This is a genomic window from Acinetobacter thutiue, from assembly GCF_030385805.1.
Lineage (GTDB): Bacteria > Pseudomonadota > Gammaproteobacteria > Pseudomonadales > Moraxellaceae > Acinetobacter > Acinetobacter corruptisaponis.
The window spans coordinates 153,881-170,047 of sequence record NZ_JAUDZE010000007.1 but is presented as its reverse complement, the minus strand read 5'-3'; the positions used below and the strand labels follow the sequence as shown (position 1 = coordinate 170,047).

The following is a 16,167-nucleotide window of genomic DNA, read 5'->3' as shown; positions in this document are numbered from 1 at the left end:
TGATGGTAGTGTGGCGTTTGCCATGTGAGAGTAAGTCATCGCCAGCTTTTAAATTGAAAACCTCCCAACCAATGTTGGGAGGTTTTTTTATGCTGAAGAAATAAAGAATATTATAATGAAAAGAAGATTCCAACAAAATTTAATATCCATTTATACTCAATAAAATTTAGATACTTACACAGTATAAGTGAAACCGATGACAAATGTTTATATTGCTGGTTCTGGTAAATTAGCCCTCGAATTATTGAATAGATTAATGCCTGACCATAATTATGAGGTACGGGCATGGGCTGATAGAAAATTGTCAGAACTTTCTATTGTGGTACACGCTGGTTCAGGACGAGAATTAAAGGACATCATTGGGTATTGTGAACAGACAAACTCTGTTCTAGTTGAGCTATCAACTGAAACGAACCTATCATCTGAGCCTTTAAATATTCCAGTCATTCTATGTCCCAACACCAACATTTTAATGCTCAAGTTTATGTTTATGCTGGAAAAGGTAGGCTATAGCTTTAGTCAATACCAGATTAACCTGACTGAGTCGCATCAATCGGGCAAGACTTCAACGCCAGGAACCGCAATTGCCATGGCGAAGTCATTAGGGCTGGCAGAAGAGAATATTGAGTCGATTCGTGATCCTAAAATACAGCGTGAGGAACTAAAAATTCCAGAACAGAGTCTGAATCGGCACGCCTATCATCGAATTGAGATTTCTGATCATCAGTCCTGTTCAATTAATATGGAAACCAAGGTATTGGGTGATTCACCCTATGCTGAGGGTGTTAGGCAAATTATTATTGCCGTCAGCAACAATACACTCGAAAAAAGGCTTTATCAGGTTACGGAATTTATTGATAAAGGCTGGATATAAACCAATAGCACTGCATTGATTGCTAGGGCTTATTTTTAGAATAAAACCATGTATAGAAAATTTTATTGGGATTATATTCTATATGCCTTGATTGCGTGTAGTTTACTTGTTGGTTATGCCTACATTGACCAGGAACCCTTTAACTGGGTGGCTGTCATATTTGCCTTTATTTTTGGCATTTTATTGATGACATTTATCATGATTAGGTTGCCCCTATTTAATCAATATTATATTCATCGCGCTCAATTGAAGCATAAGATATTAAAAATGAAAGCACATGATCATGGTACTCATCGTGTTGTACCAGTCATGGCCAGTTTAATCTCAGCAATGATTTTCGGTATTATTCTCTATGTTTTAGGTTTTGAATCTTTTAAGGTTGAATGTTTTGTTGCTGCCATTGCAACTGGGGTGATGAGCTTTTATTACGCTCCTGATTAGTCGTCTGTACCTTAAAAAATCATAAAAAGGAAGTTTCTGTGTTGAATGTCATTGTGCAGTTGATGGGTGGAATCGGGTTATTCCTTTTAGGCATGACCTTGATGACAGATAGCCTGAAAGCAATGGCAGGGGAAGCACTACGTCAATGGTTGGTAAGATTTACTGATTCTCCAATCAAGGCGGTTTTATCAGGTATTGGGTTGACACTGGTCGTGCAGTCCTCAACAGCAACCACCTTGGCAACAATTGGTTTTGTAAGTGCTGGGGTACTTAGTTTCAGCCATGCGATTGGGGTGATCATTGGTGCCAATATTGGAACGACCAGTACGGGCTGGATGGTGGCGCTACTTGGTTTAAAGTTTTCGATTTCAAGTTTTGCCTTACCATTGATTGGTATCGGGGCCTTACTAAAATTATTGGGAAAAGAAAGGGTTGGGTTTATTGGACTGACCCTGGCAGGTTTTGGTCTATTGTTTTTTGGTATCCAGCTTTTGCAGGATGCCATGAGTGGCGTGGCTGAACTGATTGATCTCTCGCGCTGGGCGGAACCGACGCTGTTGATGCGTTTGTTTCTGGTGCTGGTCGGTATTCTCATGACGATTGTACTCCAGTCATCCAGTGCGGCAATTACCACAACTCTTGCGGCATTGTCTACCCAAACCATTAATTTGGAACAGACCCTGGCGTTGGTGATTGGGCAAAATATTGGAACGGTGGCGACAGCAGTTCTGGCGGCAATCGGGGCAACCACGAGTGCTAAGCGAACGGCTGCGGTTCATGTCATTTTTAATGTGGTCACTGCGGTTTTTGCATTTACGCTTTTATCTCCAGCGTTTATATGGGCGTATAACCATATTGAAACCATTCATCAACTCGGAGCGGTTTTGCTGGTTGCCGCATTTCATACTTGTTTTAGTGTCTTGGGGGCATGTATTTTTATGCCTCTTTTACCTAGGTTTGAACAGTTCATTATTTACCTGCTTCCAGAAAAAGAATATTCAACAACACGTTATTTGGATGAGTCTCTGTATAGTGTTCCTGCGCTGGCAATTGCCGCAGCAGAACGAGTGTTGTTACAATCGATTGCTGATATGTATGGGATTTTTATACGCTGTATCCGTCGGGAAATCGTTGCTGGGTTGGTGAGGACAGATGAGCTTGATCATATTCTGGTAAAAGTTGAAAATTATCTGGATGCAATGACTATCCCACAATCCCTTGCAGATCAACGCCGCTTTATTATTCTGTTGCGGCTGGCTGTTTATGTCCGTGTTTTAAGGAATGACTTAAAGGATGTCTCAAAGATTGAAACTATTCAACATCAGGCTGCCATTTATGATTTAGCACAGCATTTTGCGGCATTGATTGAGCAGTATATTCCTTATTTATTACAGGAACCATTTGTAAAAATACCTAAATCTTTAGTGGATGAATTGAGCTTGATCGCGAATGAAATGAAAGAGAGACAAGAGTCTGTAAGGCAAAAGATTATCGAGGATTCCGCCCATCGAAATGTTTCTGCAACCTATACTCTGGAATTGCTCGCTGCCCAGCGTTGGCTGGAGCATTTGGTTGTACATTCTGAACGGGTTGCAATTCTGCTGGGTGATACCGATCAGGACATTGTCCATGAGGAGTTGGCTTAATGCAGAAGTGTGGTTAAAAGCCAGAACAGGCAATAATAGAAAAAGAGTCGTGAAGCCTGAACTAGAAAGTTTTGTTATAAATCAGCATCACAAATCGTTAAATATCAATTTTTGATGATAAGGTTAAACTGCGTATAATCTTTTTAAAGACGATAAGATATAAAGGATCATTCATGACAACCGACCAACAATTTCCAACACCTGCCAATCTTGGTATTGCGGTATATGCAAATAATGCGGAAGCGATTGGGAATACCCCACTCATTCGTATCAACCATATTATTCAAACAGGGGCAACGGTTTTAGCCAAGGTTGAGAGCCGTAACCCTGCATTTTCAGTGAAATGCCGTATTGGTGCGGCCATGATTGCTGATGCTGAACAGCGTGGTGTACTCAAGGCGGGCATGCATATTGTTGAACCGACCAGTGGCAATACAGGCATTGCACTGGCGTTTGTGGCGGCGGCAAAAGGTTATCCCATTACCCTGACCATGCCTGCAAGTATGAGTCTGGAGCGTCGTAAGGTGCTGAAAGCCTTGGGTGCAAACCTTGTACTGACTGAACCAGCCAAAGGCATGAAAGGTGCGGTGGATGAGGCGGTACGCTTAGCCACTGAAAACCCTGAACAATATTTCTTACCACAACAGTTTGAAAATCCAGCCAATCCACAGATTCATACAGATACTACAGGTCCTGAAATCTGGAATGCCACAGGTGGTAATGTTGATATTCTAGTGGCGGGTGTGGGAACTGGTGGCACCATTACAGGGATTTCACGTTATTTTGAGCAGGTACAGAATAAGCCATTGTATTCAGTGGCAGTTGAGCCAGCTGAATCACCAATTATTACTCAAACTAAAAATGGTGAGGGTATTACACCTGCACCACATAAAATTCAGGGGATTGGTGCCAACTTTATTCCTAAAAACCTGGATTTGGACCTGGTTGATGAAGTCCTGCCAGTGAACAGTGCCGATGCGATTGAGTGGGCAAGAAAGTGTGCCACCCAGGAAGGCATTCTGGTGGGCATTTCAAGTGGCGCAGCATTGGCGGCAGCGGCCCAGATTGCTGAACGTCCAGAAAATGCAGGGAAAACCATTGTGGTGATTTTACCTGACAGTGGTGAGCGTTATCTATCTTCGGTGTTGTTTGAGGGCTTGTTTGACGACGCTTAATCAGTCGTTGAATATAAAAAACCATGCCTAGCGCATGGTTTTTTATTGTCCAATTTAAAGTGCTTTCTTTAAAGCCTTTTCATGTCGCTTCACGGATTTCGCGTATTTCTTGCCTTTGTGTCGGGTCCAGAAACTGCGTTGATAACCTGTCGGTCCGACATTGTAATAGGCAACGGCTTTTGACCAGCTTCCCGCAGATTTATAGTAGGTCGCAAGCACTTGGGTTCCACAATTAATATTGACACTTTCATCATAAAGATTGCCAGGACAGGCCTGACGCCAGTGGCTTGGAATGATTTGGGTCAGTCCCACTGCACCTGTTGGTGAGCGTGCGGCACTATTGTAGTTGGATTCCTGTCGAATAATCGCCGCAATTAAAAGTGGCGAAACATCGTAACGCTCTGAGCTTTGAATGATAATGGGCGATACGCGATTGGCGGTACTAGGTGAAACAGAATAAGCGGTTTGTAATCCTGATGAGAGTTGATTGGAACGATTGGCAAATGATCCGCTTAGACTGCTGCATGCAGACAGGGTGATAGCGGTCAGAACCAGACCGATTCTTAAAAGCAGCAAGATGGGTTTTTCAAAAATGTATTGTTGAGTTGTTAGGATTTGCAAAGCAAACAACCAGAAAAATAAAATGATCAGTCATGGTATTAATCCAAATTGAGTGAGTCAATAGCGATTATTTTATCGTTCTATGTGTATGCGAATTAAACATGAGGCCAATAAAAAAGCCCCGACATCCTGTCGAGGCTTTCTCATATTTGGTTTCTTGCCGCCAACTCCTGTCAACGACCACGTCCTGTGCTTCTTGTTGTTCTGAATGAGACTTCCTGTCTCTCTATGATTTGTATATTAGGGGATAAACCTGCTATCAGCTATTCGCCAATCACCGCAACCTGTGTACGTTTTAACCTACAAAATACAGGGTCATGACCAAACGGTTACATTTTATCAGTGAGGGGTTAAGGCATGCGGCAGTATGTCCCGCAGAAAACCATATGCAATGCCCAACTTTTCAGGGTTTTTTAAAGGCAGCCATTACAGGGAGTCTAAAAGGGACTAAAATCAAACCAGACCTGTAGAAAAAGCTGATTTATGTCGGACATTGTCAAAACCCATATTGAATATGGTTCAAAATCATTTACCGCGATTTTATGGTCATTGTTCTTTGCAGGGTTTGCCTCGTTCTCATCCCTGTACTGTGTGCAGCCGATGATGCCGATTTTTGCAAAGTTCTTTCAGGTCACCCCGACACATAGTAGTTTTCCATTATCCTTTTCCACCATTGCCCTGGCCATTGGCCTGCTGTTTACAGGCTTTATTTCTGATCGTTTCGGGCGCAAGCCGATTATGGTGTTTGCATTGTTCCTTGTTTCGGTTTTATTGCTGGTCAGTGCGTCTTTTCCAATCTGGGAAATTTTCTTAACAACTCGTATTTTTATAGGCTTGGCAGTGAGTGGTGTTGCCGCAGTTGCCATGACCTACATTGGAGAGGAGATTGCACAGAAAGATATTGGTTTGGCGATGGGGCTGTATATCTCAGGCACGGCTATTGGAGGTATGGGCGGACGCTTGATTGCTGGGGTGTTGGTTGATTTTATCTCATGGCAATCAGCAACTTATATTATTGGTTTTATCAATCTTATCATTGCCTGTCTGTTCTATTTACTCTTACCCAAGTCCCAGCATTTTCAACCCTATCCTTTTCGATTTTCCCGTTTTAAGGCGGCGTTTGAACAAAACTTAAAAGACCGTAAATTACGCATCCTGTTTGCCGAGGGTTTTATCCTGATGGGATGTCTGGTTACAGTATTTAACTATATTAGTTATCACCTGCTGGAAGCACCATTTCAGTTATCACAAAGCTGGATTGGCTTAATCTCGATTGCCTATTTGGCAGGAATTTACAGTTCATCAAAAGCAGCGCAGTGGAGCTTTAAGTATGGGCGGGACAAAGTCTTACCCCTCATGTTATTGATGATGATGGCTGGACTGCTGATTACCCTGATTCCAGCACTTTGGACCATTTTGTTGGGACTGATTATTTTTGCCTTCGCATTTTTTGCAGCGCATTCCACCGCCAGCAGTTGGGTATCTGTGCAGGCAATTCAATATCGGGCGGTGGCTGCATCGCTGTATTTATTCTGCTATTACATCGGTTCCAGTTTGCTGGGAAGTAGTGGGGGGCTGATCTGGGAAAACTTTGGCTGGGTCGGGATCAATCTCAGTGTGGTGTTGGTGTTGGCAGTGGGACTGTTTCTGACATTTTATCTCCATGATGCAAAATAATTATTTTCTCAACTTAAACGACAGTTACAGTCGCAGGGAACTTGCTAAAAACCATTGAATTTCGGTAACTTAAGCAAGTGCTATATTCAGCATGACAATACAAAATAAATATGGGGAAAGCAGATGGAATTACATAGTCGTGTTTATTATAAACATCCTGACTCAACAATCATGGGGCAATTAGAAGCGTTATTTACCACACACCATGGAGATGAGGAGAAATTTAATCAGGCAGCTTTATTGATTAACCCACAGGCAGGTGAGATTACTCAAGAACTGCTTGATTTGATTGATTCGATTGAACATGACCTTGCGCCAGAGACGCTTGATTATGTTGCTGGCTTTGCAGTGCTGGATTTTACCCACGGCTCAAACGGTGATGAAAATATTGAGAATATTCTAATTTTCCTAAAAGGCCTGCTGCCAGAAATTGTTGTACAGGCTTGGGGCTGTGGTGACGATGATCCCTGGGAATTCTGGTTTAAGTTTAATGGTGATGAATTAGTTCGTGAAGATGATGAGCCATTCAATGACCCTGAACAGGATGAGGAAATCAAGGCATCCATTTATGCATGGTGGCATCAGGGCTTGCCAGTGGAAATCAAGGAAGGTTTCCTAAACGAAGAATAAGGTTTATCAATCCCTTATCTCTATATTTCCCCATAATCCTGATCAGGGAAGTGGGGAAATATGATTTGTTTATTTTTTAATCTATAAAAATGAATCAAATTCATGTTAAAATGATCGGCTTTCATCTTTAGATGTCTCTCCTCCATCTGCTAGCCGAGATTCGCAAGCCATGTCTACTGCCTACACCATGCAGACCGCGCCCAAAGCGCTGTTTGATTACGACAAATATTGGGCGTCGTGTTTTGAACCCGCACCATTTTTGCCGATGTCACGAGAAGAAATGGACCTGCTCGGCTGGGATGCTTGTGACTTCATTTTAGTTTGTGGTGATGCCTATATTGACCATCCTTCCTTTGTGTCAGGTGTGATTGGGCGTGTGCTTGAGGCACAGGGCTTCCGTGTCGGGATTATTGCGCAGCCAGACTGGACCAATGTGGAAAGCTTCCGTGTGCTGGGCAAGCCTACCATTGCGTGGGGGGTAACGGCTGGGAACATGGATTCAATGATCAACCGTTATACGGCAGATCGTAAAATCCGTTCAGATGATGCCTATTCTCCAAACAATGAAGCCAATAAACGCCCTGACCGTGCGGCAACCGTGTATTGCCAGCGTTGTCGTGAGGCATTTCCAGATGTGCCTGTATTGCTGGGGGGAATTGAGGGCAGTCTACGCCGTATTGCACACTATGATTATTGGTCAGACAAGGTTCGCCGTTCCATTCTGATGGATTCAAAGGCTGACCTGTTGATGTATGGTAATGGTGAGCGTGCCATTATCGAGGTGATGCACCGCTTGGCCAAAGGTGAAAAGGTGCATGACATTACTGATGTTCGTGGCACTGCATTTATTATTAATAAACACAATAAAGCTTCTAAGGCAAAATTCGTTGAAATTGCCAGTAACGATGTCGATACCATTGGACGTGTCGATCCCATCATCAATCCGTATGTGATGACAGAAGACATTGATGGTTGCGAGGTTGAGAAAGAAAAAGGCAATTCTTTAGCCCAATATCAGAATTTCCAGAAAGAAATTGTGGCAAATCCAATTGTACGTGAGGGTGATCAGTTAGACCCTGATACCCAGATTGTGCAACTGAGAGCTGCACCATCCAAGGCGATTAAGCATAAACTGCCACCACGTGAACTGGCGGTGATTCGTTTACCCTCATTTGAAGAGGTGGCAAATGATCATGTGCTGTATGCCCATGCCAACCGTATTCTGCATCTTGAAACCAATCCAGGCAATGCACGTGCCCTTGTTCAGCGCCACGGTGAACGTGATGTCTGGATTAATCCACCGCCGATTCCACTGACCACAGAGGAAATGGATTACGTGTTTGACTTGCCGTATGCACGTTTACCACACCCTGCGTATGGGGATGCACGTTTCCCTGCATTTGACATGATCAAGTTCTCTGTCAACATCATGCGTGGCTGTTTTGGTGGCTGTACATTCTGTTCGATTACGGAACATGAGGGGCGGATTATCCAGAACCGTTCGGAAGACTCAATTTTACGTGAAATTGAAAAGATTCGTGATACTGCACCAAATTTTACAGGCATCATTTCAGACTTGGGTGGCCCAACCGCCAATATGTACCGTCTGCACTGCAATGATCCTGAAATTGAGAAGAACTGTCGTAAGCCATCCTGTGTCTATCCAGGCGTATGCCAAAATCTGCACACCGATCATGCGCCACTGGTTCAGCTTTACCGTAAGGCGCGTGAAATCAAGGGCGTGAAGAAGATCCTGATTGGTTCAGGTTTACGTTATGATTTGGCTGTACTCAATCCTGAATATGTCAAGGAACTGGTTCAGCACCATGTCGGTGGTTACCTGAAGATTGCACCTGAGCATACCGAACAGGGACCACTCTCCAAGATGATGAAACCTGGAATTGGTACCTATGACCGCTTTAAGCAAATGTTTGAGCGTTTTAGTAAGGAAGCGGGCAAGGAACAGTATTTGATTCCATACTTTATTGCTGCACATCCAGGTACAACTGACTATGACATGATGAATCTGGCGGTCTGGTTGAAGAAGAATGGTTTCCGTGCCGATCAGGTACAGACGTTCTATCCATCGCCGATGGCCACCGCCACCACCATGTATTATTCAGGTAAGAACCCACTGTCCAAGGTGGCGCGTTACACTGAAAATGTGGATATCGTCAAAGGCGAGAAACGTCGCCGTTTGCATAAGGCGTTTCTGCGTTACCATGATCCAAACAACTGGCCTCTATTGCGCGAGGCATTAAAAGAAATGGGGCGTTCAGACCTGATTGGAAATTCCAAGCAGCACCTGATTCCGACCTACCAGCCACAGGGAACTGCTGAGGGCGAATATAAGTCGGCGCGCAAGAAAAACTCCACTGTGGCAGGGGATTCCGCAAAACGTACAGGACATCCGCAATCAGGCCAGAAACGTCCACAAAAAGGACAGATTCTAACCCAGCATACGGGCTTGCCACCGCGTGAAACAGGTGAGAAACGTCCTTTCTCGGCAAAGCCAAAACCGAAGTCCAAAGCCCATCGTTAAGTTGAGCTTGGGAAAGCATGAACCCCTCATGCTTTCCTTTAGATACACAAATGAGGGGGTAGTCACAGATTATTGGTAAAACTACAATTTATAGAAACATATACTGACAATATCGACTTGAATATTCCCCGCAGGATGATTATAAATAAAGGTGCAGGACGCTTTTACGACTTTGGTCGGCTGTTCAAACACGATTAAAAAATTTAAGTTTGTACTGCTAAAATGACTTTGCTATCGCTCGCTGTTGATTAAAAAAGTATTGACTAAAAAAATTGGCATCAAAGCCAAAATGATTATAAAAAATCTAAAGGGATTGGTTAGAAATGTATTATTTCATAACAATAGTTGGACTGCTGTTTATTACAGTATTTGCAGTTCGAAGTTTGCACCAAAATCGGCGTCAGGACAGCCCATTGAAACGACGTGGTATCTTGAATATTTCTGAACAGATTACCCTGATGCGTTTACAGGCGGTTTTGCCACGGCATACCGTATTGGCGCATGTGTCTTTTGATGCCCTGCTCACCACAAAGTTTGCCCATACCCGCCGTAAGTATCAGGGGCTGGTTGCCGATTTTGTGGTGCTGGACCAGCAGCATCAGGTGCTTGCCATCATTGAGATTGCAGACGAATCCTATGTCAATCGCCTGCAACAAAAACATTATCAGGACAGTCTGCTGGAACTGGCTGGATACCGTGTATTGCGTTACAGCGCAATTCCAACTGAACAGGAATTACGGGAAGACCTGATTCCTGACCTGTTCGCCCCTGCTGCACCAAGAAGTGCTACACCAGTGACCATGCCACAGGCGGAGCGCGCGATAAAATACAACGTTCTGGCGGTGAAATCGTCCTAGTCTGGACGCACTGCCGTGACGGTCATTTCCACCAGAACATCAGGCGCATAGAGCTTGGATTCCACACAGGTACGTGCTGGGGGATGCCCCTCAGCAATCCACGCATCCCAAACGGCATTCATAGCCGCATAATCTTTTTCAATGTCTTTCAGGAAAATAAACACAGATAAAATATGGGTTTTGTCTGTGCCTGCCTCAGCCAGTAAACGGTCAATGTTGTCTAAAGTCTGCTGGGTCTGTGCGCGAATATCCACGCTGGTGTCATCTGCCAGTTGTCCAGCCAGATGAACCTGATTTCCTGAAATTGCAACTTCGCAATAACGTGAGGTGACATGAAGTCGTTGCACAGACATAATGGTGACCTAATTAAAAAAACATAGGCTGATTGTACTGCATGCCCTTTAGCCACAGTGTAATTTTGTATAAATCAGGCAGCAAAGCTTTCCATGCGAACCAGCCTGCGTTGCTGGAAAAATAAAATAGAGTGTTGCTGCGGACAAATGATCATATTGCCAAGATTCAGGAACTGAATTTTTGCCTCTCTCAGTTGGTTTAGGCAGGATGCGATTGAACTGTGTAATGGGCAGAGCTGGTCAAGTATCATTAAGCTGGTGTGGTACATGGTATTTTCCTTATTTGCAAAATAAAGGATGGAGCGAAGCAATGGCTTCGCCCCAATCGCTTTAGACCGTTTGTTGTTCAGATTGATACCAGTTGACATGGCGTGTGACGAACATGACGCAGGCGATCAGTGCAAAGGACAGGATGGAACCGAAAAGGAATGTTTTTCCACTGGATTGCAGCAGTAGGTACATCATGCCGTAGAGCACACTCAGCAAAATACCAAACAGGATTGCAGCCTTGAGGCCCTTGACCACGAAATATAGATACCAGGTGATCAGGCCCACACAGGCAATTGCTGCAATTAGGTATGCCAGACTAAAGCTGTAATATTCACTGATAGATAACAGCAATACAAAGAATACCCCTTGTGCCATCGCGACCAGCGCATACTGGACAGGGTGGATTTTCAGGTTCTTTAACACTTCAAATAGAAAGAAGCAGCCAAAGGTAATGATAATCACCATGATGCCGTATTTGATGGCACGATCTGTTTGGGTATAAATATTGACCTGATCGAGAAACTGAATTGAAAGGCCCGACTTGGTGGCTGCATTGGGGTAGGGATAGGCAGCCGATGCATCACGCTGGGAATTGAATTGTTGATAGAAACATTCACTATTTTCACACATGGAAAGCTGGTCAAGATTACGTTTGCCCAGCGCGATATTTTTCCAGTCTGCCTGAAACTGCTGTTGCTGGCTGGATTTTTTAAAAGGCAGGCTTTGACCGTCATATTTGGCATCGCCCCAATTGCCCTTGGCCTGATAGGTCATTTCATAGCTGGTGGGAATAAAGGTAAACTCACTCAGTCCCTCAAGCTCAAACTGTAGGTTGAATTTAAAGCCTTGCTGTAATTTCTGGATCAGTTCAGGATATTGCTTGGTGGTGATATGCATCACATCAAAGCCACGCTGGCTTTGGCTCTGTTCAGCAAAGTCAAATTTATAGGCCTTGCCATCAATGTTAAGGTTGGGTTTGGCATTCAGTCCGCGTGTATCCTGAATCGGAAAAACAATTTCAGCCTGATCCCAAAGATAGGTGCGTTGTGGCTCATTGGAAAAGTTTTTAAATATGCCCTGTGCGGTCATGTGGTTCTGGTAGCTGATCGCCTTATAAATGGTGCGCTTATACGTGCTATCTGACACCTTAAACTCTGCTGTCCAGTCGGAATTTTCTGCGCCTAGGGTGATAAACCGTATTTCATTACATTGATAGGTTTCTTTATTTTCATTGGTACAGGTGGTTTGAACCTGATACGGCAGTTTTAAGTAAGGGGCAATCACTTGTTGTGGACGGATTTGCTCATTGGCAATGTCTTTAATGACCTGCTGCTGATAACGTTGTCGTTCGTTCACCAAACCTGAAATAAACAGCAGTCCGAGATAAAAAATCAGGATCAGGAACAGAATCACTCCAATCTTAAGGTTAATAAAGTTACGGCGCATCGTGGAATCCATTGTCATTGTAATAGGACAAGTATCCAGAACTGATATGCGCTTAGGATGAGCTGGGCTTGAAGCTTAAGTGAAGTTTGTGTGAAGTGTGATGCTGACCAGTACACCAGATGCATGATTTTTCAGGAAATCTAGGGTGTTCTCGGCAATATTCTGGATATGAATCTCTCCGTGGTGCTGCTGAACAATCTGCTGCACAATACTAAGTCCAATGCCTGTGCTACGTTGCTGATTGTGGGGACGCGGCAGGGAAAAGTAGGTTTCAAAAACACGGCCCAAAGCGTATTCGGGAATCGCCTCGCCCTCATTAAATAACAAAATTTGCAGATGACGCTGGGCAGGGTCTGCTTTAAGTTGCAATGCAATTAGTCCCTGCGTTGGGCAGAAGTCTCGCGCATTATCCAGTAGGTTGTTGAGTGCCTGTTTGAGCCAAAAGGCATCGGCATATACGCCGCATTGTGGAGGTAGATCAAGTTGTAGCTGAACCTGCTTGAGTTGCAGGGCGCTATGTTGCTGTTGAACACATTGTTGAATCAGGGCATTCAGGTCAAGGGTCTGGAATTCTAGAACATGCTGGTTTTTTTCCAGACGCGTCAGTAACAGCATCCGCTCAATCAGGGATTGCAGGCGCTGGCTTTGCTGCACAATATGGGTGGCAAACTGCTGCTGGTCTGTCAGTGGCAGATCATCTTGCAACAGTTCGGCACTGGCTTGAATTGCAGTCAATGGGCTTTTAAGTTCATGGGTGAGTGTGTTGACATAGTTTTCAACATAGGCACGGTCTTCCAGTTTTTCCCGCATATCGCTTAATGCCTGAGTCACCTGATTCAGCTCTTTGGCGGAGTAGAAAAAAGGTGCTTGATTAACAGGTGCAAGGGCTTGGGCATAACGCCGTACCTTATCAATGCTATGCCTTAGCCAGTAGGCGACAATACTTGCCAGTAATAAACTGAGCGCCGCAATCCACAACGCCTGATAAACCAGTTGTTGTTCCGCACGCTCAATATAAGGCTGTACCGACTGGTTTGGTTTGCCGATACTCACCACACCGATGAGTTGCTGTTGATGGATAATCGGTGCGGCAATATACATGACGCTGCTATTTCGGTCATAGGGATAGATGGCTGTGGAACGTGCGCCATATTTGCCACGCAGGGTCAAATAGACATCATTCCATTTGGAATAGTCCTGTCCAATGGCTTGGTGTTCAGAATCGTAAATCACAATCCCATTTTGGTCAGTAATATAAAGCTGCTGGTTGATTTGGTTCTTTTTATGCTGCCAGATGGTGGCATTCAGTTGGCGTGACAGCGCCGCCTGTATTTTCTGGTCGAACTTGGGAGTATTGACCTGATGCTGGGTGACATCCTCCGCAACCAGTTGTGCAATGATGTTGGCGTTTTCAGCCAGTGTATCTTCAACCACTTGCCGTACATTGGGTTTGACCTGCTGGGTCAGAGTATAGGCAATAAAGCCTAGACTGAGGATAACCACCAGACTAAAGAAAAACCAGATACGGATAAAGATGGACATTGCTTATTCCATTATTATTTTTTTAAACTATAACCAAAGCCCCGATGGGTTCGAATAGGTTCATCATCAGGCCTGACCTGTTTTAGCTTTTGCCTTAAACTCTTGATATGGGTATCAACCGTCCGTTCCAGACTATGCTCAGGATGCTCCCAGATATGATCCATCAATTGCTGACGGCTAAACACTTGTTCAGGATGCTGAATCAGCAAAAACAACAGGCGATATTCATAACGGGTGAGCTGTAGGATTTGTCCGTGATACTGGATTTGCAGCGACTGTGGAAAGCATGACCATACTGAGGACTGAAGCAGGGATTCTGCTGTTCGTGGTGACGATGGGATTGGAGCAACGACCGTGGTTTGGGCTTCCATTCTGCGCCAGATCGCCTTAATCCTTGCCACAATCTCACGCGCGCTAAAGGGCTTGCTGCAATAGTCATCCGCGCCAATTTCCAGACCCACCACACGGTCAATTTCGTCATCACGTGCCGTTAAAAAGAGTAAAGGGGTCTGATACTTCTGGCGCAGTTGCTTGCATACCTCAAAGCCATTGATATCAGGTAGGCCCACATCCAGAATAATAAAATCAAAACCCTGCTGTGAAAGCAGTTGCAGTGCCTGAGTCCCCGTATTGGCCCAACTGACCTGCCAGCCCTCACGTTCAAGTGCATAGCGCAAGGGTAAAACAATGGCGGATTCATCTTCCACACATAGAATTTGTTTTTGATTCATGATGATTGATCATTCAAGATATTCTAATGGTATGGATACAGTTTAGCTGAACACGGCAGGGAGAAAAGTGCAATCCTGAAAATTTTATGGGCGGGGAAATTGAGAAAGGACACCAGAAGCGCCCTGTAATATTCGGATTTGATCGTCACGCCAACCACAGGAGCAGATGCTAAAAGTGAGGATTTCTTTAGCATCAGCAAATCACATGGATAATGTGATTGCGCTGCCTAGAGTACTGAAAAGTGCATAAAAAGCAAACATAAATTTAAACAGAAACCATGCTTTTGGGTAAAAAAACGCCATTACCACAAGCAAAGCTGGGGTTCCTGCTGGGCTTGCTGTAATTGATAAACGCCCACGCCAACCAGACGAAACTGTAAACTGGGTTCAATATGCATTTCATTCAGCAACTGCGACACCACCTGCCACAGGTCCTGCTGCGATTGCAGCGGCTGTTTAAAGCTTTTACTGTGCTGTAAAACCTGAAAATTCTTTAACTTCAACTTGACGTTGACACCACGGGCTGCCAATTGCTTCTTATTGAGGCTACGCCAGACCTGTTCCGTCAATGGCTGCCATGTATGGCTGCATTGATCAAGGGTGTAATCATCATCAAAGGTGATCTCCTTGGAAATTTGCTGCCGTTCCCGTTCAGCCTTGACAGGGCGGTGGTCAATGCCTTGGGCATATAGATAGAGCTGTTTGCCATATTTGCCAAAATGGTGAATCAGCACCTTTTCCTCAATTTGTTGCAGTTGACCCAAGGTATGCAGATTGAGTTGATGTAGCTTGTGCTGGGTCACCTTGCCGACACCGTGAATTTTACTGACGGGCAAATCCTGAATAAAGCTGAGTACCTGTGAGGGCTTGATCACAAACAGGCCATTGGGCTTGTTCCAGTCCGATGCAATTTTTGCCAGAAACTTATTCGGGGCAACGCCTGCGGAAGCGGTCAGTCCAGTGGCTGCCAGAATATCGGCACGGATCTGTGTTGCAACCTCGGTGGCGCTGGGGATGTTTTTTAGGTTCTCGGTCACATCTAGATAGGCCTCATCCAGTGACAGAGGTTCAATCAGTGGGGTATATTGCTGAAAAATCTGGTGGATTTGTGCAGACACCTCTCGGTATTTCTCAAAGTTCGGTTCAAGCACAATCACCTGTGGACAAAGTTTTCGTGCCTGCCCCATCGACATGGCAGAACGCAGGCCAAAGACACGGGCAGGGTAGGAGGCGGCGGCAACCACACCACGGGTATGATGAAAGGCCACTCACTACCACAGGCAAATCCCTGAGCTCGGGACGTTCCCTTAACTCAACTGAGGCATAGAAAGCATCCATGTCGATATGGATGATCTTGCGCAG

14 protein-coding genes and 2 pseudogenes are annotated in these 16,167 nt (G+C 44.6%); 9 read left to right on the top strand and 7 right to left on the bottom strand.

Going from position 1 to position 16,167, the window contains the following annotated elements; all coding sequences use genetic code 11:
• Positions 1-196 precede the first annotated feature (196 nt).
• From QTA56_RS14035 to cysK, 4 genes are all read left to right on the top strand, one after another.
• Positions 197-874: a dihydrodipicolinate reductase C-terminal domain-containing protein gene (locus QTA56_RS14035; protein WP_267981627.1), complete on the top strand. Its 678-nt coding sequence runs from the start codon at positions 197-199 to the stop codon at positions 872-874.
• A 48-nt stretch (positions 875-922) separates the two neighbouring features.
• The gene (locus QTA56_RS14030; RefSeq protein WP_267981626.1) at positions 923-1,315 is read left to right on the top strand and encodes a hypothetical protein; all 393 of its coding nucleotides are present in this window, start codon (positions 923-925) and stop codon (positions 1,313-1,315) included.
• A gap of 38 nt (positions 1,316-1,353) precedes the next feature.
• Positions 1,354-2,961, top strand: coding sequence for a Na/Pi cotransporter family protein (locus QTA56_RS14025; protein WP_267981625.1), 1,608 nt, complete (start codon positions 1,354-1,356; stop codon positions 2,959-2,961).
• Between the two features lie 173 nt (positions 2,962-3,134).
• Positions 3,135-4,136: a cysteine synthase A gene (cysK, locus tag QTA56_RS14020; protein ID WP_267981624.1), complete on the top strand. Its 1,002-nt coding sequence runs from the start codon at positions 3,135-3,137 to the stop codon at positions 4,134-4,136.
• A gap of 54 nt (positions 4,137-4,190) precedes the next feature.
• On the opposite strand, the gene QTA56_RS14015 is transcribed toward cysK, so the two are convergent.
• Positions 4,191-4,757 carry a lytic transglycosylase domain-containing protein gene (locus QTA56_RS14015; RefSeq protein ID WP_267981623.1) on the bottom strand — a complete coding sequence of 189 codons (567 nt, stop codon included), beginning with the start codon at positions 4,755-4,757 and terminating at the stop codon, positions 4,191-4,193.
• 317 nt (positions 4,758-5,074) lie between these two features.
• Here QTA56_RS14015 and QTA56_RS14010 point away from each other — a divergent pair.
• From QTA56_RS14010 to QTA56_RS13990, 5 genes and pseudogenes are all read left to right on the top strand, one after another.
• Positions 5,075-5,227 (top strand): annotated as a pseudogene (locus QTA56_RS14010) (MerR family transcriptional regulator); the annotation flags it as partial.
• Positions 5,228-5,240: 13 nt separating this feature from the next.
• Positions 5,241-6,434 (top strand): MFS transporter, encoded by a 1,194-nt coding sequence (locus tag QTA56_RS14005; RefSeq protein ID WP_267981622.1) that lies wholly within the window; start codon positions 5,241-5,243, stop codon positions 6,432-6,434.
• Between the two features lie 123 nt (positions 6,435-6,557).
• Positions 6,558-7,064 carry a hypothetical protein gene (locus QTA56_RS14000; protein ID WP_267981621.1) on the top strand — a complete coding sequence of 169 codons (507 nt, stop codon included), beginning with the start codon at positions 6,558-6,560 and terminating at the stop codon, positions 7,062-7,064.
• Between the two features lie 169 nt (positions 7,065-7,233).
• On the top strand, positions 7,234-9,606 hold the full coding sequence (locus QTA56_RS13995) for a YgiQ family radical SAM protein (protein ID WP_267981620.1): 2,373 nt from the start codon (positions 7,234-7,236) through the stop codon (positions 9,604-9,606).
• A 323-nt stretch (positions 9,607-9,929) separates the two neighbouring features.
• Positions 9,930-10,463, top strand: a complete 534-nt coding sequence (locus tag QTA56_RS13990; RefSeq protein ID WP_267981619.1) for a DUF2726 domain-containing protein — start codon at positions 9,930-9,932, stop codon at positions 10,461-10,463.
• Here the strand turns inward: QTA56_RS13990 and QTA56_RS13985 are convergent.
• The 6 genes and pseudogenes from QTA56_RS13985 to dinB form a co-directional block, all read right to left on the bottom strand.
• On the bottom strand, positions 10,460-10,816 hold the full coding sequence (locus QTA56_RS13985) for a RidA family protein (RefSeq protein ID WP_267981618.1): 357 nt from the start codon (positions 10,814-10,816) through the stop codon (positions 10,460-10,462). The genes QTA56_RS13990 and QTA56_RS13985 overlap by 4 nt on opposite strands.
• Before the next feature lie 74 nt (positions 10,817-10,890).
• Positions 10,891-11,085 (bottom strand): hypothetical protein, encoded by a 195-nt coding sequence (locus tag QTA56_RS13980; RefSeq protein WP_267981617.1) that lies wholly within the window; start codon positions 11,083-11,085, stop codon positions 10,891-10,893.
• Between the two features lie 61 nt (positions 11,086-11,146).
• Positions 11,147-12,532 (bottom strand): cell envelope integrity protein CreD, encoded by a 1,386-nt coding sequence (gene creD, locus QTA56_RS13975; RefSeq protein WP_267981616.1) that lies wholly within the window; start codon positions 12,530-12,532, stop codon positions 11,147-11,149.
• Positions 12,533-12,607: 75 nt separating this feature from the next.
• Positions 12,608-14,074 carry a two-component system sensor histidine kinase CreC gene (creC, locus tag QTA56_RS13970; RefSeq protein ID WP_267981615.1) on the bottom strand — a complete coding sequence of 489 codons (1,467 nt, stop codon included), beginning with the start codon at positions 14,072-14,074 and terminating at the stop codon, positions 12,608-12,610.
• A gap of 14 nt (positions 14,075-14,088) precedes the next feature.
• Positions 14,089-14,808, bottom strand: a complete 720-nt coding sequence (gene creB, locus QTA56_RS13965) for a two-component system response regulator CreB (protein ID WP_267981631.1) — start codon at positions 14,806-14,808, stop codon at positions 14,089-14,091.
• A gap of 299 nt (positions 14,809-15,107) precedes the next feature.
• Positions 15,108-16,167: pseudogene (dinB, locus tag QTA56_RS13960) on the bottom strand (DNA polymerase IV).